The sequence below is a fragment of the Neorhizobium sp. USDA 3394 genome (assembly GCF_056280385.1).
On sequence record NZ_JBWCDU010000002.1, the window covers coordinates 1,860,238 to 1,876,935 of the forward strand.

At 61.4% G+C, this 16,698-nt stretch carries 13 protein-coding genes and 1 pseudogene; 9 read left to right on the forward strand and 5 right to left on the reverse strand.

Annotated elements, in window-relative coordinates:
• Positions 1–64: 64 nt before the first annotated feature.
• The 7 genes from ACZ9EJ_RS30385 to ACZ9EJ_RS30415 all read left to right on the forward strand — a co-directional run bounded on the left by ACZ9EJ_RS30385 (position 65) and on the right by ACZ9EJ_RS30415 (position 6,422).
• Positions 65–880: an IclR family transcriptional regulator domain-containing protein gene (locus tag ACZ9EJ_RS30385; RefSeq protein ID WP_046640032.1), complete on the forward strand. Its 816-nt coding sequence runs from the start codon at positions 65–67 to the stop codon at positions 878–880.
• Positions 881–1,016: 136 nt separating this feature from the next.
• Positions 1,017–1,592, forward strand: coding sequence for an NADPH-dependent FMN reductase (locus tag ACZ9EJ_RS30390; protein ID WP_046640031.1), 576 nt, complete (start codon positions 1,017–1,019; stop codon positions 1,590–1,592).
• Positions 1,593–1,613: 21 nt separating this feature from the next.
• The gene (locus tag ACZ9EJ_RS30395; RefSeq protein WP_046640030.1) at positions 1,614–2,426 is read left to right on the forward strand and encodes a citryl-CoA lyase; all 813 of its coding nucleotides are present in this window, start codon (positions 1,614–1,616) and stop codon (positions 2,424–2,426) included.
• Positions 2,427–2,435: 9 nt separating this feature from the next.
• Positions 2,436–3,620 (forward strand): CaiB/BaiF CoA transferase family protein, encoded by a 1,185-nt coding sequence (locus tag ACZ9EJ_RS30400; protein ID WP_046629634.1) that lies wholly within the window; start codon positions 2,436–2,438, stop codon positions 3,618–3,620.
• Between the two features lie 39 nt (positions 3,621–3,659).
• Complete coding sequence (locus ACZ9EJ_RS30405) at positions 3,660–4,520, forward strand: DODA-type extradiol aromatic ring-opening family dioxygenase (RefSeq protein ID WP_046629636.1); 861 nt, start codon at positions 3,660–3,662, stop codon at positions 4,518–4,520.
• Positions 4,517–4,900: a hypothetical protein gene (locus tag ACZ9EJ_RS30410; protein ID WP_046640029.1), complete on the forward strand. Its 384-nt coding sequence runs from the start codon at positions 4,517–4,519 to the stop codon at positions 4,898–4,900. Before ACZ9EJ_RS30405 ends, ACZ9EJ_RS30410 begins: the two co-directional genes overlap by 4 nt.
• A gap of 79 nt (positions 4,901–4,979) precedes the next feature.
• The gene (locus ACZ9EJ_RS30415; RefSeq protein WP_046640028.1) at positions 4,980–6,422 is read left to right on the forward strand and encodes an amidohydrolase family protein; all 1,443 of its coding nucleotides are present in this window, start codon (positions 4,980–4,982) and stop codon (positions 6,420–6,422) included.
• Between the two features lie 297 nt (positions 6,423–6,719).
• Here ACZ9EJ_RS30415 and ACZ9EJ_RS30420 read toward each other — a convergent pair whose 3' ends face one another.
• Positions 6,720–8,642, reverse strand: a complete 1,923-nt coding sequence (locus ACZ9EJ_RS30420; RefSeq protein WP_046640062.1) for a methyl-accepting chemotaxis protein — start codon at positions 8,640–8,642, stop codon at positions 6,720–6,722.
• A 347-nt stretch (positions 8,643–8,989) separates the two neighbouring features.
• On the opposite strand from ACZ9EJ_RS30420, the gene ACZ9EJ_RS30425 reads away from it, so the two are divergent.
• Positions 8,990–10,030: an SMP-30/gluconolactonase/LRE family protein gene (locus ACZ9EJ_RS30425; protein ID WP_046640027.1), complete on the forward strand. Its 1,041-nt coding sequence runs from the start codon at positions 8,990–8,992 to the stop codon at positions 10,028–10,030.
• A gap of 77 nt (positions 10,031–10,107) precedes the next feature.
• On the opposite strand, the gene ACZ9EJ_RS30430 is transcribed toward ACZ9EJ_RS30425, so the two are convergent.
• From ACZ9EJ_RS30430 to ACZ9EJ_RS30440, 3 genes are read right to left on the reverse strand one after another with little or no spacing between them, the layout of a single operon-like run.
• On the reverse strand, positions 10,108–10,929 hold the full coding sequence (locus ACZ9EJ_RS30430) for a hypothetical protein (RefSeq protein ID WP_046640026.1): 822 nt from the start codon (positions 10,927–10,929) through the stop codon (positions 10,108–10,110).
• 31 nt (positions 10,930–10,960) lie between these two features.
• Positions 10,961–11,959, reverse strand: coding sequence for a polysaccharide pyruvyl transferase family protein (locus ACZ9EJ_RS30435; RefSeq protein ID WP_046629652.1), 999 nt, complete (start codon positions 11,957–11,959; stop codon positions 10,961–10,963).
• Between the two features lie 41 nt (positions 11,960–12,000).
• On the reverse strand, positions 12,001–13,482 hold the full coding sequence (locus ACZ9EJ_RS30440) for a lipopolysaccharide biosynthesis protein (RefSeq protein WP_046640025.1): 1,482 nt from the start codon (positions 13,480–13,482) through the stop codon (positions 12,001–12,003).
• 523 nt (positions 13,483–14,005) lie between these two features.
• Between ACZ9EJ_RS30440 and ACZ9EJ_RS30445 the strand changes: the two genes are divergently transcribed.
• Positions 14,006–14,959: a formylglycine-generating enzyme family protein gene (locus tag ACZ9EJ_RS30445; RefSeq protein ID WP_046640061.1), complete on the forward strand. Its 954-nt coding sequence runs from the start codon at positions 14,006–14,008 to the stop codon at positions 14,957–14,959.
• Between the two features lie 75 nt (positions 14,960–15,034).
• On the opposite strand, the pseudogene ACZ9EJ_RS30450 reads toward ACZ9EJ_RS30445, so the two are convergent.
• Positions 15,035–16,697: pseudogene (locus ACZ9EJ_RS30450) on the reverse strand (glycoside hydrolase family 3 protein).
• Position 16,698 lies beyond the last annotated feature (1 nt).

A 16,698-nucleotide genomic window follows, 5' to 3' on the forward strand; every position in this document is an offset into this window, starting at 1 on the left:
CAGCAGGTCTTGCGCTTGTCAATCCCGTGTGCGAACGAAATGCCGCACAGCAGGAGAATTTCCGATGATTGACAGCAATTCGCCCGAGTTCGTCGAGGCGTTGGCACGAGGATTGTCGGTTCTGGAGGCTTTTGACGCCAAGGACCCGGAAATGACGCTGGCCGAGCTTTCCCGCAAGGTCGGCATGTCGATCGCCACCGTCCGGCGCAATGTCCTGACGCTCGAGGCGCTCGGTTTCATCCGCCGGCACAACAAGCATTTTCTCCTCGCACCCCGCGTCCTCACCCTCGGTTCCGCCTACCTGAACGCCTTCAATGTCGAAGAAGCGGTCACTCCCGAACTGCACCGGATCACCTCGCTTTTCGGCGATGCCGCCAACATGGCCGTGCTCGACGGCACGAACGTGCTCTACATTGCACATCTTTCCGAAAGCCGCGGCGTAAGGCGCAATGCCAGCCTCGGCGTCACCTATCCAGCCTACGCGACCTCGATGGGCCGGGTGTTGATGGCAGCTCTTGCGGAAGAGGAGATGGACCGGTTTTTTCAGGCCTATACGCCGGTGAAGCTGACGGACTACACGGTGACCGACGAGGCCGAACTCCGCGACATCCTGATCGAGACCCGCGCAAAGGGCTATTCGATCACCGTCGACCAGCTCGATTACGGCATTACAGCGCTTGCCGTGCCGGTCAAGGACAATACCGGACGGGTCGTCTGCGCGATCAACAGTTCCGGCTATACGCCCCGGTTGACGCCGGAGGAACTGGTCGAACAGCGCCTGCCGGAATTGCGGCTGGCGGCCAACCGGCTCTCTCAGCTGTTCAGCCGTTTTCCGGCGCTTGTGCATTCGCTGGCGCCGGCCAACCCGGCCACCCGCTGATCCCTCAAAACCAACTCCGCCTGCGAAAATTTTCAAAGCTCCTGCGACAGGGCTTGACACTCCGCGTCATCGAAATTCATTATACGAATATAAATTCGCCAAGCGAATACTTTTAAGGATGGCATGGGAGGGATTCATGGCGCGATTGCACATCGCAGTCATCGTCGGAAGCGCACGGCAGGCGTCGCTCAACAGGCTGCTCGCCCTCGCCCTGACGCGGCTCGCGAAGCCCGACATCGATTTCGAATGGGTGACGATCCGTGACCTGCCGATCTTCGACCAGGACGTGCTGGATGCCGGCGCGCCCCCGCAGGTCGAACGGTTGAAGGCAGAGATCAAGCGAGCCGATGCGCTGCTTTTCGTCACCCCCGAGCACAACCGCTCGATCTCTGCCATGCTGAAGAATGCCATCGACTGGGCTTCGCGGCCCAGGGATACCAGCGCCTGGGCCGGCAAGCCGGCAGCGATCACAGGCGCCTCCTACGGCCGGATCGGCACCGCAGCGGCGCAGCAGCACCTGCGTGCCATTCTCGGCTGCCTCGACGTTGCCGTGATGGGGCTACCCGAAGCGTTCATCCATCTGCCGCCCGGCCTCATTACCCCCGAAGGCGATGTGACCAATGAGGAAACCCGCCTCTTCCTGCAGCAGTTCATGGATCAGTTCGACCGTTGGGCCAGCCGCTTCGCCGGCAAGGCCAGCGTTGCAGCCTAACCATTCTCCAAGGACATCAGCATGAAAATCGGCAAGCAATCCGCGCCCTACCAGGCGATCTGCACCTCTAATCCGGAGACGATCATCGTACGGGGCCATGACCTCGTCGACAACCTGATCGGTTCGATCTCGTTTACGGAATATACCTGGTTGCTGGTCGCCGGCTCTCTGCCGGACGAAAAGCAGCGCCGCATGCTCGACGCGACGCTGGTGGCGATCGCCGAACATGGCCTGGTGCCAAGCGTGCAGGTGGCGCGGATGACGCTCGCCGCTTCTCCCGAAGCGGTTCAGGGCGCCGTCGCCGCCGGTCTTCTCGGTTGCGGTTCAGTCATTCTCGGCGCGTCCGAGACCTCAGGAGCCTTCTTCCGCGATATCCGCGAAAAGGCGGAGGCGAGCGGCCGATCGGTGGAAGCCGCCGCCGAAAAGCTGTTGCGCGATTACAGGCAACAGAAGAAGCCGGTGCCCGGCTACGGGCACCCCCTGCACAAGGGCCATGACCCGCGCGCCGAACGCCTGCTGGCGATCGCCCGCGAACTCGGCGTCGCCGGCATCCATTGCGAGATCGCCAAGACGGTCGAAGGGCTCATCCCCGAGATCATCGGCAGGCCACTGGTCATGAACGTTTCAAGCGCCATTCCCTGCGTGCTGCTCGATGCCGGTTACCCGCTGCTCGCCCTGAAGGGCGTGCCGCTTCTGGCCCGCACCGCCGGGCTGATCGGCCACCTGCTTGAAGAACAGACAAGGCCGATCGGCTTCGTCATGTCTGCCGCCGCCGCCAGCGCCATCGAATACGACGGCCCCGCGCCCGACGGCTTCATGGCAAACGAGAACTAGGACCCGGACATGCTCAAAGCTCTGGACCAAATCCGCATCGTCGAACAGGGCACGTTCATTACCGGCCCCTGCGCCGGCATGATGCTTGCCGATCTCGGCGCCGACGTCATCAAGATCGAGTCGGCCGGCAATGGCGATCCCTATCGCAGCTTCAAGACCGGTTTCTACAGCGCCCATTTCCAGGCCTATAACCGCAACAAGCGGGCGATCGGGCTGGATCTCAAAAACGAGCAGGACCGCGACGTCTTTTACCAGCTCATCGCCCAGGCGGACGTCTACATCCAGAATTTCCGCCCCGGCGCGGCAGGCCGCATCGGCGCCGACTACGAAACGCTGTCGAAGATCAATCCCAGGCTGATCTACTGCTCGATCAGCGGGTTTGGCCCCGACGGTCCCTATGCGCAGCGGCCGGTCTACGATTCCGTCGCGCAGGCCGTCAGCGGGTTTCTCAGCGTCTCGATCGATCCCGAACAACCGCGCTTCATCGGCCCGGCGCTCGCCGATGCGATCACCGGCATCTATGCATCGCTCGGCATTTCGGCGGCGCTGATCGAACGCGGCCGCACCGGCAAGGGCAAGCGCATCGACATTTCCATGGTCGAGGCGATGATGCATTTCGCGGTCGAGCCCTTCATGGGCTATTTCGCCCTTGGCGAAGAACCGAGCGGCGTCGATCGTCCGCGCCTTGCGCAGGCCTTCATCGTCCGCTGCAGGGACGACAAGCTGTTTGCCTTCCACCTGTCCTCGCTCGACAAGTTCTGGGATGCACTGGTCGAGGCGATCGAGGGCGAGGCACTTGCCAGGGACGAACGGTTCTCGCAGCGGCTGAAGCGCATCGATAATTACGACGCGCTGAACGCCGAGCTCAACGCGATCTTTTCCACCAGGACCCGGCCGGAATGGGTGGAGCGCTTCTCGAAATTCGACGTGCCCTTCGCGCCGATCAACACCATCCCGGATGTGGTGAACGATCCGCAGGCACAGCATCTTGAAATGTTCGTACCGGTCGCCGGCCGGATCGAAGGTGCCAAGGAGACCGTGCGGCCCGCCTATTCGTTCGATGGCGAACACGCAAAGACGGTGCGGGCCGCGCCGGTCGTCAACCAGCACGGGGACGAGATCCGCGCGGCGCTGCAAAGCAATCCGACAGCCTGGCCGGCGCTGGAAACGGAGACGGCGGCTGTGGCGGGTTAGGAATTCGGTCTAAGAGACAGGACAAATTCGGAGGAGAAGATGGCAACCCTGGCAGCGGTCCTTGCGACCACCCACCACCCCTTTTACCTGAAGGCGACAACCATGCCGCCGGAACAGCAGATGCCGCAGGCGGCGGAATGGAAACGCAAGGTCGAGGCCTATCGCGAGACCTTGACCCGCGCCAAGCCGGATATCCTGGTCATGGTCGGCGCCGACCATTTCCACCAGTTCTTCCTCGACAACTATCCGACCTTCCTGATCGGCAAGGCGCCGCGCTACGACGCGACCTTCTATAATGAAGAGCGCGAGTTCGGCATTCCGAAATATGTGCTGGAAGGTCACGAGGAACTGTCGAACTTCATGCACCAGGGCTTGATGGACCGCGGTTTCGACTTCGCCTTCAGCCATGAACTGAAGCTCGACCATTCGATCATCTGCCCGATCATCACCACCCGTCCCGATGCCGACCTGCCCGTCGTGCCGATCTACACCAATATCTTCGCGCCGCCCCTGCCCTCGCCAAAACGCTTCTGGGATCTTGGCCGCGCCATTCGCGAGATCATCGACGAGTTCCCCTCCGACAAGCGCATCGCCGCCGTCGGCAGCGGGCACCTGTCGCTCGAACTCGGAGGCCCGCGCCAGTTCAAGGAAACCGGCCCGGATCCGGAATTCGACCGCAAGGCGATCGAATGGCTGTCGACCGGCAATATCGAGGAAATCCTCGCCAACGTCACCCATGAAAGCATGACGAAGAGCGGCAACGCGACCCATGGCTTCATGGACCTGATCCTGATGATGGGGATCGCCGGGCCGATCCCGACCGCCTATCATGACAATCTGGACCTCTTCCACACGATGGAGGCATACTTCACCTGGTATCCGGAAGGAGCAGCCGCATGAGCAAGTATTATGTGAACAAGTTCCTGTTTACCGTCGACCGCGACCCGGAACTGCTTCGCCGCTACAAGGAAGACCCGCGCTCGCTCGTCGCCAGCTGGGAGCAGTCGATCGGCCCGAAGCTGAACGACGCGGAAATCTCGACCGTCAACTCCCTTACCGACCTGGAACGCGAAGCTCTGATCAACCACGATTATGTGGCGCTGTTCGAGATGGGCGCCCATTTCTTCCTGTCGCTGACGATCTTCATCGCCATCTATGACGAGGATTACATGGCAAAGAGCGGCCCCCTCTCCTTCCAGCGCGAATTCGCGGAGAAGCTTAAGCACTGGAACGGCAAGGATTACCCGTCGGTAGCGCTGTGGCAGGCAGCCGCGCGCTGAGAGACGCGTCGTAGCGAAGCCCTCCGACGCCGCACCGGCGACCGGGAGCATCGTCATTTCAGGCTGGGAGGGGAAGACCATGTGCAGATTCTGCAATAACCGGGCGCATGCGCCGGCGGAACTCGGTAGCGGCTCCGGCAAGATTATTGCCGCGCCGGCCAGCATGCCGGTCGGCGTTGGCGATCCCGATCGCCTTACCCTGATCCGCGGGGGCGCGGTGCTCTCCATGGATAGCGCCGTCGGCAATTTTGCCAGGGGCGACGTGCTGATCCGCGGATCGCGGATCGTCGAGGTCGCCGCCTCGATCAACGCGCCGGAGGCCGCCGTTATCGACGCTTCCGGGACGGTCGTCATGCCGGGCTTCATCGACACCCATCACCACCAGTTCGAGACGGCGCTTCGAAGCCTGCTTGCCAATGCGATCTTGATCAATGACGGGCGGCCGGAAAGTGCTGCCAACTATTACGAATGGCTGCTCCAGAAGTTCTCGGTCCTCTACCGGCCGCAGGATGTCTACATTTCGGAATTGTTCGGCGGGCTTTCCCAGATCGATGCCGGCGTGACGACCGTCATGGATGTCAGCCAGATCCACCATTCGCCGGAACATTCCGATGCGGCGATCACCGCACTTCGCGATGCCGGGCGGCGCGGCGTTTTCGGTTATTTCGAAGGCTGGGGCGACGCTGCAAAATATCCGGGCGATGCCCGACGCATCAAGGCCGAGCATTTTGCGAGCGACGACCAGTTGCTGACCATGGTCATGGGCGGCGAAATCTACCTGCCGTTCCATGAGGAGGCCTGGGCGCTCGGCCGGGAGCTCGGAATTCCGATCGCGCTGCACGTGGTCGGCACCTTCGGCATGCAGCCGGTCTTCGACCAGCTGGCGGAGGCCGGAAAATTCGGACCGGACAATATCTTCATCCACATGACCGGCATGAGCGACATGGCCTGGAAGCGTGCCGCCGATGCGGGCTCGCATATATCGCTCTCGGTACCGATCGAGATGCAGATGCGGCACGGCAACCCGCCGCTTCAACAGGCGCTCGATCTCGGCCTTCAACCGTCCCTGTCGACGGATGTGGAATGCACCATGACCGCCGACATGTTCACCCAGATGCGCTCGGCGATCACGCTGCAGCGAATGCTGGCGAACGACAAGGCGTTGCGCGGCGAGGAATATCCGAAGCTGTTGTCGGCGATCGACGTCATCCGCTTCGCGACGATCGAAGGGGCGCGGGGCCTCAAGCTCGACCACAAGACCGGCACGCTGACGCCGGGCAAGGAAGCCGACATCATTCTGCTCGATGCCAATGCCATCAACGTCGCCCCGCTGAACCACGTCCCCGGCGCCGTCGTCACCCTGATGGAGCGGTCCAACGTCTCAACGGTGCTTTGCGCCGGCAAGATCCGCAAATGGCAGGGCACGCTGCTTGGTCATGACATCGCCAGGCTGAGGTCGGAACTGGAGGCAAGCCGCGACTTCCTGCTGGGTGCCGCCGGAATCAGGCCGGATCTGTTCTGAGTGATATGCCATCAGCGTCGGCCTGGCGGCCAGTCGCAGTTTTCGACGCTTGTCGATCTCGGCGGATAGACGTGCAGGTTCTTGGTGCTGATCGGCGGGATGCGCGATTGCCGAGACCGTCGGTCTCGGCGACGCCGGCCGAGTGCGGCGGGCGTTCGTGAGAGGTTTGGGACAGCCTCCGAAGGCTCTTAGCCGCGGGTCAGATAGCGCTCGGATACGGGGAGCCGGTGACAAGGTCCGGAAGGACCCTGCACCATTTCCAAAATACCGTGCGATGCCAGATCCCGGCAGGCGCGCCTAGAACTCCTGCCAATCGTTGCTGACCGCAGCGGCCGCGGAGCCGCCGGAGAAGGCCGTGGCAACCCTGCGGGCCAGATTGCGGGCCGGCGAGGCGGCCGGCGTGTCGCGGCGATCGGCCGCACGCGGAACGTGGCGCTGACCGGGCAGCTTGAACTGGGCCAGCAGTTCGTTGAGCGATGCCGCATCCCGGGCGAGACCATGGCTTGCCGCGGTCGATTCCTCGACCATCGCGGCATTCTTCTGAGTGTCCTGGTCCATCTGGTTGACGGCCGTGTTGATCTGCTGAAGGCCCGAAGACTGTTCCTGGGCAGACTCCACGATGGCATTCACGTGCCGGTTGATTTCCTGCACTTCCGCGACGATCGTTACCAGCGCCTGTCCGGTCTGGCCCACCAGTTGCACCCCGGCATTGACCTGCTCGTTCGACGTCGTGATCAGGGCCTTGATCTCCTTGGCGGCCTTGGCTGAACGCTGGGCGAGTTCGCGCACTTCCTGGGCGACGACGGCAAAGCCCTTGCCCGCATCGCCCGCACGGGCCGCTTCGACGCCGGCGTTCAATGCCAGAAGATTGGTCTGGAAAGCGATATCGTCGATGACGCCGATGATGTTGGAAATCTCGCCCGAGGACTTCTCGATCTGTTCCATCGCCCTGACGGCGCGCTGGACGACCTCGCCGGAGTTTTCCGCACCGCTACGGGTGCGGGCAACGAGCGCGCCGGCCTCCTGAGCGCGCTTGGTGGCGTCCTTGACGGTGGTGGTGATTTCCTCGAGAGCCGCGGCGGTTTCCTCGACGGAAGCCGCCTGCTGCTCGGTGCGCTTGGCCAGATCGTCGGCGGCTGCCTTGATCTCCGCCGAGCCGGCCTGGATGCTGCGGGCATTCTCCGCCACCTGCTCCAGGGCCGTCTGCAGCTTGGTAGCCGAGGCGTTGAAATCGTTGCGGACACCGTCCAGCGTCGCGGTGAACTGTTTTTCGATGCGATAGGAGACATTGCCGTCCGACAGATGGCTAAGGCCCTCTGCCAGGTTTTCGACGGCGAACTTGATCTCGGCGGCTTCGCGCGTCCTCTGGGTTTCGCGCTCTATGCGCTCGCGCTCGGACAGGCCGCGATTGTCTTCGGCTTCCCGTTCCAGGCGGGCACGCTCCAGCGCGTTGTCGCGGAAGATGGCGACGGCCTTGGCCATTTCGCCGATCTCGTCCTTGCGGTCGAGACCGTCTATGGCAGCTTCCGTCTGGCTGGCAGCCAGCGACGCCATACGCTCACGCAGGCGGGCCATCGGCGCGGTGATGCCCTTATGGGCAATGGTCATGGACAGCACGGCGGCGATCACAATGCCTAGAAGCATGCCGCCGATCGCATAGGTGATCGTGCTGGAGACCGATTGGCTCAGCGTCTTGGCGCCGTTGTTGAGGATTTCGGCCATGGCGCCGTTATTGGCGCCGAATTTCGGCGAGAGGTCGACGATTGCCTGGTCGAGCTTGGCCGAGAGCGCACGGACCTTTTCCTGGTCGCCTGCGGTATGGGCCTTGAGAAGATCGTCGCCGATTGCCTTCAGCGCGTCCGCACCGGCAAGCAGTTCGTCGATCGCCGCCTTGCGGCTCGGGACCAGCGCCGGGATCTGGCTCAGGCGGTCACGGGCGCCCGCGAATTCCTTGGAAAACCGGCCCGAGAGATCCTGGAAAGCCGCGCTTGCCGGGTCCTGGGCGAGGGCGCGGCTCAGCCATGTCGTCGAGGTCCACATGCCGGCCGCGCCGCGGGGTCCGAAGGTCGCTGCGTTGCTTTCCTTCTGCAGGAAGCCGGAATAGGCCTCGTTGGCGGCGGTGAACCTGCTGGTGACGTACATCAGGCCTGCCAGGGAAATGACGGCAAGGATGGCAATCGCCATGAGAAATTTTGTTTTAATCTTCAAATTCTTGAGCATCAGATACCTCAAAAAACCGTGAAAGAGCGACAGTGCATCGAAAAGTAAAAAATACCGGAGCAGTGCCGGACGGTGCACATCATGCGCATGGTGATCGAACTTGATCCTACCTTTTTCATAGGCGCTTTTTCATAATAAAATCTTACTCTTGCCGCAGCGCATCAAAGGTTCGCTCGAACCTCCGCCCAGACTTCACCACTGCTTAACCAAAGGCGGCAGAAGGCGATCTTGTTTGTTGCGGCGCACAATGGACTGCCTTTATCTGGGTGGCGGACCGTGGTCTCGGTTCCCCGTCAAACCGGTTAAATTGATATGAAATCAACTATCCATAATGAGAGGATTTCCCCGTGAATTTTTCACGCCGCAACATCATGACGCTCTCAGCGGCCGCTCTGGCAACCACCCTCCCGAAAATGGCATCCGCGCAAGCGATCGGCTTTACGCCAAGCCCCATCTATCCCGATCCCGCCATCCAGGTCCTCGATCCGAGCTTTACGAAATATCGTGTCGCCAGCAGCTCGCTCGAACAGGTCGCCACCGGCGCCCGCTGGCTGGAAGGTCCTGTCTGGTTCGGCGACGGGCGTTACCTGCTCGTCAGCGACATTCCGAACAACCGGGTCATGCGTTATGACGAAGCCAACGAGACCTGGAGCGTCTACAACGCCAACGCCAACTATGCCAACGGCCACGCCCGCGACCGCCAAGGCCGCCTGCTTTCCTGCGAACATCTGACGCGCCGGGTCACCCGCACCGAATATGACGGATCGATCACCGTGCTCGCAGACAGCTACAACGGCAAGAAGCTCAACTCCCCGAACGATATCGTCTGCAAGTCGGACGGCTCCATCTGGTTCACGGACCCGCCCTTCGGCATCGCCGGCGAGTGGGAGGGCGAGAAGGGCACGGCGGAGCTGCCGCACTCCGTCTATCGCATATCGCCGGACGGCAAGCTTGGCCTCGTTACCGACGAGCTGAAAGGCCCGAACGGCCTCGCGTTTTCTCCGGATGAAAAGAAGCTCTACATCGTCGAAGGGCGCGCATCGCCATTCCGCATCATCTGGAGCTACGATGTCGGCGCGGATGGCGTGAAACTGTCGAACAAGACGGCATTGGTGACGGCCGACGACAACGGCGGTCTCGACGGCTTAAAGATCGACGTCGATGGCAATCTCTGGTGCGGCTGGGGATCGAACGGCGCTGCAGGCGCCAGGCCCGAGGATCTGAACGGCGTCAAGATATTCAACCCGGCCGGCAAGGCGATCGGCTTCATCAAGCTTCCGGAGCGATGCCCGAACCTCGTCTTCGGCGGCCCGAAGAAGAACCGCCTCTATATGGCGAGCAGCCACTCGGTCTATGCGGTCTACGTGGAAACCCGCGGCGCCGTTTAATTGCCGCGACGAAATCCGAAGCGGCCGGCCATCAGGTTCCGGCCGCTTTCGCCGCTACCATCGATGCGCCGCGATATCTAATCCGTCTTTCCGGCGGCAAGCCCGAAAAACTCTTTTCTGTATCCCGCTGACAGCGGCCGGAGCTTCGTCAAGTTCTTGAGAACCCGGACAGGCTGCCTGAGAACGTTCCTGTTCAGGAAATACATGTGGATCAGGCTGGGCGCCTTGCTGTGCGATCCCTTGTGGGCGACACGGTAGACCGCACCCCTGAATGGCAGCGCGTTCAAGGGCGTTCCGCGTTCGGCCAGGATGGATTCTATGCGGACATGGCTGCCGAGCATGTCCTTGATCCATTGGAGCGAAACGTCTTCCGCCTTTGACGGCAGTCCGTAGAGGTCCGAACGAATGATCAGCGAGGTTCCGCAATAGTGGTTGAACTGGTCGCGGCACAGCAGAATGCTGCCGCCATCGTCCCAGATATAGCCCTTGTCGATCGTCCAACCGTTCTCGTTCTGGTGCCGGGCAGCATATGCGGTAATTCGGGCGCTGACAAAATCGTCATCGTCGACGATCATGAAGAAGCGGCAATCGCGGGCCGTGAGCATGCCCGCAAGCACGCGGCGGCCTTTGTCGGCGCGGAATGAATCGAGAAAATCCTCTTCCGTCGCATCGCCCCGCTCGTGGATGTCGTTCGGCGGAAAGTCCACCCATGCCACCGAGAACTTCTCCGGCAGGGCGGGAAGATCAGCCCCTCTGTTGGCGACGATGACCCCCCGCCAGTCGGGATTGGTCTGGTTCGCGATGGATGCCACGGTCTGGGTCAGGTTTCGCTTCAGGATGGCCCAGTCGCGCGCGTTGTCCTGGTGCCGTACGGGGATGATGAAGGTCACAACACTCATGACAGCCTCCGGTCGTTGATCTCAGGCAGCGTCATGCCGCGACACCTGCCCGTTCTTTTGCCCATCGGATGCCGTCGTCGAGCGAAGTCGCCTTGTAGGAGAGATCGGTGCCTCCGGAAAAGGCGTTCATGAATCTGCGGATTTTTCCGTAATTATTGTCGAGCACAGCATGGCTGCGTCCGATGAGAAGCGAGCAGATATGCACATGCAGACGGTCCGTCACGATGGCCTTGCCGCGGGAAATCTGCCGTATGCCGCGCTGGAAGCGGTTGTTGGCGGCCGCATCCAGTTTGCGCAGCCGCATTTCGGAAGGGGTGAGATGCAGCAGTGCGGAGGCCGCCCCGAGCGCTTTTGCAACACGCACCTTTGATCGGCTCTCGGTAATCCAGTCCTCCTTGGGGATGTCCGGATAGGCGGAAAAATCGACCGTTCCGACCTGCTCCTTGTCCTGGCGGAGCATTGCGAGGACCGGGAATTGCGGCGCAGCGGGCTCTATCCTGCCGATGCAGAATGCCATGTCCGGGCACAGATAGACCTGGCAATCGAAATTTTCCTTGGCGAACTGAAACGACTCCTCGTCGCGCACCAGGAGCACGAAGTTCCTGTGCTTGCCGATCGCGCGCTTGCTCTGCTCCAGCCGCTCCGCGGACTTGTAGTGAATCGATTGCGGAAACTGGACGATCTGCCGGTCGGGAAACAGCTCCATCACGCGTTCCCGGAAATCCTGGTGAAACACCCATATATCGCCGAAATTGCCACCCCCATGGATGAAGATCGGGCCGTTCGGGGCAGAGCTCTTGAGTTCATCCGGTGAAAAATCATCGGTCGTGCAAACATAGGAAGGCCGCTTTGCATATCGCTGCTGCAAATAGGCCATCTCTCCCAGCCAGATCGCGGAATCTCCGCAATTCCTGATATCAGGAAAGTCCAGTATCGCTATCGGTTCATCGGGCCGGATGAACTCCTTAAGGCAATCGTGGGTCCTGTCCTGAAGCTTGGTGATAAGTTCGGATTGCTGAGCACCTGACATTATGCCTCTCTTTCAAAAGTTTAGAACAACAAGCCCCGCGATCAGGCGTGACTGACTTTGGACAAGACCTTGGCGGCGATCTTTCTGACTTCAGTCTCCGGACCGTTTGGACGATCCATCACCAGCCAAAGAAAGAGACTGGAGCCGCAATAGAGAACGCCTCCAAGGCAGATAAGGGCGGCAAGCTGCAGGACCAGCCCTGTATGCGTGGTTTCGACTCCCATGTAGCGATCGGTAAGCGCGACGCCGACAGCCATCACGGCTGAGCTCGCAAGCGCTCTGAAATTTGCCCATAGCTGTGCCGAGACCGAAACATCTATGAAGCGCTTGACGATGAGCATGTTTACGAAAGCGCTGAAGAGGCCGGTGAGCACGCGGCTGAAAATCAACCCCGGAAGCCCCCAGAACACCAGGCCGATCGTGATCACCGGGATCCGGACGAGAAGCATCTGCGCGTCGCGGATGAACAGGGTCCGGGTTTGCCCCAGCGCCATGCCGAGAGGCTGATTGAGGGATCCCAATGTCTGCAGCGCATAAACGGACGCCAGCGCCTGGATGATGAAAATCACCGGAAGCCACTTTTCACCCAGCACGAGCCTGACCAGGGGATCTGCGATGACCGCCATTCCGATCCCGGCGGGTAACGCAACCGCCGTCAGCAATGCCTGCGCTCGCTGATAGGCTGCGGCGAGACGGGCGGGATCATGGCGGACATTGGCAAAAGCGGGATAGATGGTGGCGGTCAGCGGCGCGGTCGCTTCGCGCGTCGGCGTCATCGCGAGCTGCCCGCCCAGCGAATAATATCCCAGGGCTGAGCCAGTCAGCAGCTTGCCGATGAGCAGGTAGTCGAAACGCCAATTGAGCGTGTTGACGATCTGCCCGGCGGTAATCCAGATCGAAAACGAAAAGAATTCGCGCATGTGGGAGAAGGTGATCCGGGGCCGGAACGGCAGGATGAAATAGGACGCCACGACATTGGTGATCTGCATCACCAATGTGCCGACCACAAGCGCCCAATAGGTTTGATAGATGATGGCGATGGCGACGGTCGCCACAAATCCGGCGATCTTCTGGGCAACGTTCAGCACGAACTCCTGCCGGAAAATCAGCTCCCGCTGGAGCATGATCCTTCGCGGATTTGCGAACCCGTTGATGAGCAGGCTAAGGCTCAGCACAAGGAGGACGTCGAAAAGGCGCGGCTCGTCGTAGATGAGGGACGCCGGATAGGCGAACGCGGCGAACAAGGCGCATAATATCAGGCCGCGGGTCGCAGCCAGTGTCCATGCGGCGCTGAAATGGGATTCTTCCGGGGCTTCGTGACGGATAAGAGCTTCGTTCAACGAAAGCTCGGTTATCGTCGTCACGATGGCGAGCATGGTCGTCGCAAGCGCTACGAGGCCAAAATCCGACGGCAGCAAGTACCAGGCCAGGATGATGGTACTGAGGGTCGACAAGCCATTGACGATGACCCTCGAGAGGGAGACCCAGAGACTTCCGGTGACCAGGCGATCGGCGATGCTCATGACCGACCTCTTCGCGACAAATACCGATCGTACGTGAGCGACATCATTCCGTAGCTACCCTTTTCCGCGGAATTCCGGCTCCTTTTCAAGCCGCAGGTTCCGCGCCCGTGATGCGTGAGATTTCCTTGCCGCATTAAAATGGGCGGGCCTATCTGCTGGACACTTCGGTCATCGATCTCTCCATGCAATTTCCCCCTAGTAGCCTAGTGTGCATTCCTAGTGACCGAACGAGTCGATCGTCTCGTCCGACGGCGCGATCCGGCAGCCTTGATCAGGGCTGGAGACCGTTCACGATCTAGTTGACCGGAAATGATGTTTGTTTTGTGATCCCCTTCGCAAGTGCGAAAGAGCAGGTGCACAACGCCGCGGGATGGGCGCATTTCCGGCATTCGTCGTCCGATTGCTTTTGGCATTCCCGCGGTCGAGCGTTTATACATTTGCCAAGGCAAAAGCGTCGATGCGGACGAGGAGGCTGGCGGCCGGAAAGTCCGTGGAAGAAATGAAGGCATATCAGGAAAACGCGATGGGTGGCTGCTGTTCAGGATCAAGACGGGAAACGGAGCAGGGAATATTCGACACACCGGCACACACGATCTCTCGCGGCCTCCGGGGGGAAACGATTGCCGTCAAGGGCGGCGACACGTTCGTCGGAACCCATGACCCGGTGATTCCCGCCGATGGCGAGGGCCCGGAGCGCAAGGTCTCGCTGCAGGATTTCCACCTCGAGGCCGAGACGGTCACGATCCGCCGGTTTGCCGAGTTCGTCGAAGCGACCGGATACGTCACGGAATCGGAACGCTTCGGCTCTTCCGCCGTATTCGCACCGCTGCTCGGCGACATCAGACTTGCGACGGGTGGTGTCGCCGGGACCCCTTGGTGGACGCGCATCGACAATGCCACCTGGCGGCAGCCGGAAGGCCGCGGCAGTTCGATCGACGATCGGCTTGACCATCCGGTCACCCACGTCTCCTGGAACGACGCACTCGCATTCGCAAAGTGGGTCGGCGGCCGACTGCCGACGGAAGCGGAATGGGAACACGCCGCGCGCGGCGGCAACCGCCGCCGGCGGTATCCCTGGGGCGAGGAGGAACCGACCGATGAGTCGATCTTCTGCAATATCTGGCAGGGCCGCTTTCCCGACACCAACACGCTGCAGGACGGATATTTCGGCACCGCGCCGGTGCGCAGCTTCGCCCCGAATAAAGCCGGTTTCTACAATCTCGCCGGCAATGTCTGGGAATGGACAGCCGATCCTTTCAAGGTGCGCTCGCTCTCAAAACAGGCGAAGACGCGGAACGAGCATGCGAAGCGCTTCTCCGACAAGGTGCTGAAGGGCGGCTCGTTCCTCTGCCACAAAAGCTACTGCTATCGGTACCGGATCGCAGCGCGGATGGGCCTTTCCCCGGACAGCGCCTCAAGCAATACCGGCTTCCGGATCGCTTATGACATCGTGGCTGGAAAGGATAGTGGTCCTTGATTGCACGGTGGCGCCTCGGTCTGGTCGATCGGAGGGGCGCCTCATGCCCTTCATCCGGCGCCTGCCCGGAGCCCGTCAATATCGTGCGTCAGGCGCTCCGGCGAAGGGATCGATGGGACTGTTGCGATTCCACGGCCTCCGCCCCATCAGCGCCTCCAGCACTGCGGCCTGCATCGCCTCGTGGGTGGAATAGGCATTGATATAGGTGGGCACCCGGGGGGCGTCGTAGAGGTAGTAGGGAAAGCCGAAGGAGATCATCACCGTCGGCAGGCTCGTCCACGGCCGTTTCATGGCGGCCCTGAAATCCCCATGAAGTGCGCGCCAGTCCAGAAAAATACGCCCCCGCGTCAGAAGCGTCTCCTCGCCGAACAGATAGAGGACGAGGTCGTGCCCTTCCGCATCGAGCGGCGTGCCATAGGGACTAAGGGTCACCTCGAAACCCTCGGCAGCCAGCATTTCCGGCAGCTTGAAATCCAGCCTCGCATTCGGCATCGGCTCGACGATCCCGCCGGAAACGACAAGGATGCGGCGATGCTTTTCAGGATCGAGCGGCAGCGTGCCGTTCCTGTCCTTCACCAGCGTTGGGGCGCGAGCAAAAGCCTCGCTGGCCCATTCCTGGCCCGACGGTTCCCTCACATGGATCGGCATCTCGACGCTGCGATGCAGGCCGAGCGACGCCTTGAGGGCGAGGACGCGTGTGACCGCGTCCTGGAAACGCTCGGCTGAAATGCGCCCGGAATGGGCGGCGTCACGCACGGCAGCGATTTCCGCTTCAGGTTTCGAGGAGAAAAGAACCATGTCGCAACCACTCGCAATGATCTCGATCTTCGCGTCATGCGCCGGCATCACGCCCGAAAGGCCTGCCATTTCGCTTGCATCGGAGACGATCAGGCCGTTGAAGCCGAGTTCACCCCTCAGGAGTGCGGTATTGAGCGGCGCAGAGACCGAAGCCGGAAGATAAGCTTCTTCACCCGCCTCGGGATCGCGTTCCAGGAGATAGGCCGGCAGCGCGATATGCGCTGACATGACCGACTTGACCCCTTGGTCGATGGCGGCCTTGTAAAGCACGCCGAACGTGGCGCGCCATTCTTCCATCGACAACGGATTGATGGTGGTGACCAGGTGCTGGTCGCGTTCGTCATAGCCTTCGCCCGGCCAATGTTTGACGGTCGCGGCAAGGCCGAGGCGTTGGAAGACACGCATCTGCGCAAGCGCATGACGTTTGATCAGCGCCGGATCCGAGCCGTATCCCCGCGTTGCGACGATCGGGCTGCGAAAGGCAGCGTTGATATCCAGAACCGGCGTGAAGGACCAGTTGATCCCGACGGACCGGGCTTCGCGCGCCATCAGGTCGGAGATCGCCTCCGTCAGCGCGACGTCATCGACGGCGGCAAGCGCCAATGGATTGGGAACGGCCGTGCCGAAGGTGAGGCTCATGCGAGAGCCTTCGAGATCGGCGGAAACGAGCAGAGGGATTTTGGCGCCGGCCTGGATCGCCGCCATATGCTCGCGTTCCCGCATCGCCGTCGGCACCGAAATAACGGGTGATGCCACCCGGCTGCAGCTCGCCAAGCCGAAGGATCTCCGTCTCGCGGTCGTCGCCGCGCGAATTGAGATTAAACAGCTGGGCGGCGCGCGCGGTATCGTCCAGGGTCCGGAACGTCCGGGTCACCCAGTCGATCGCTTCGCGATCGAGATTGAAGGGCGGTATCGTCAGATGATCCAGTGTCGACGGCATC

What these genes read in the sequence shown, in the direction of transcription:
- ACZ9EJ_RS30435 (WP_046629652.1), bottom strand. Translation starts at nt 11,959, where the DNA reads ATGTCAGGTGCTCAGCAATCCGAACTTATCACCAAGCTTCAGGACAGG.
- ACZ9EJ_RS30400 (WP_046629634.1), top strand. Translation starts at nt 2,436, where the DNA reads ATGCTCAAAGCTCTGGACCAAATCCGCATCGTCGAACAGGGCACGTTC.
- ACZ9EJ_RS30445 (WP_046640061.1), top strand. Translation starts at nt 14,006, where the DNA reads ATGGGTGGCTGCTGTTCAGGATCAAGACGGGAAACGGAGCAGGGAATA.
- ACZ9EJ_RS30430 (WP_046640026.1), bottom strand. Translation starts at nt 10,929, where the DNA reads ATGAGTGTTGTGACCTTCATCATCCCCGTACGGCACCAGGACAACGCG.
- ACZ9EJ_RS30415 (WP_046640028.1), top strand. Translation starts at nt 4,980, where the DNA reads ATGTGCAGATTCTGCAATAACCGGGCGCATGCGCCGGCGGAACTCGGT.
- ACZ9EJ_RS30385 (WP_046640032.1), top strand. Translation starts at nt 65, where the DNA reads ATGATTGACAGCAATTCGCCCGAGTTCGTCGAGGCGTTGGCACGAGGA.
- ACZ9EJ_RS30405 (WP_046629636.1), top strand. Translation starts at nt 3,660, where the DNA reads ATGGCAACCCTGGCAGCGGTCCTTGCGACCACCCACCACCCCTTTTAC.
- ACZ9EJ_RS30395 (WP_046640030.1), top strand. Translation starts at nt 1,614, where the DNA reads ATGAAAATCGGCAAGCAATCCGCGCCCTACCAGGCGATCTGCACCTCT.
- ACZ9EJ_RS30390 (WP_046640031.1), top strand. Translation starts at nt 1,017, where the DNA reads ATGGCGCGATTGCACATCGCAGTCATCGTCGGAAGCGCACGGCAGGCG.
- ACZ9EJ_RS30410 (WP_046640029.1), top strand. Translation starts at nt 4,517, where the DNA reads ATGAGCAAGTATTATGTGAACAAGTTCCTGTTTACCGTCGACCGCGAC.
- ACZ9EJ_RS30440 (WP_046640025.1), bottom strand. Translation starts at nt 13,482, where the DNA reads ATGAGCATCGCCGATCGCCTGGTCACCGGAAGTCTCTGGGTCTCCCTC.
- ACZ9EJ_RS30420 (WP_046640062.1), bottom strand. Translation starts at nt 8,642, where the DNA reads ATGCTCAAGAATTTGAAGATTAAAACAAAATTTCTCATGGCGATTGCC.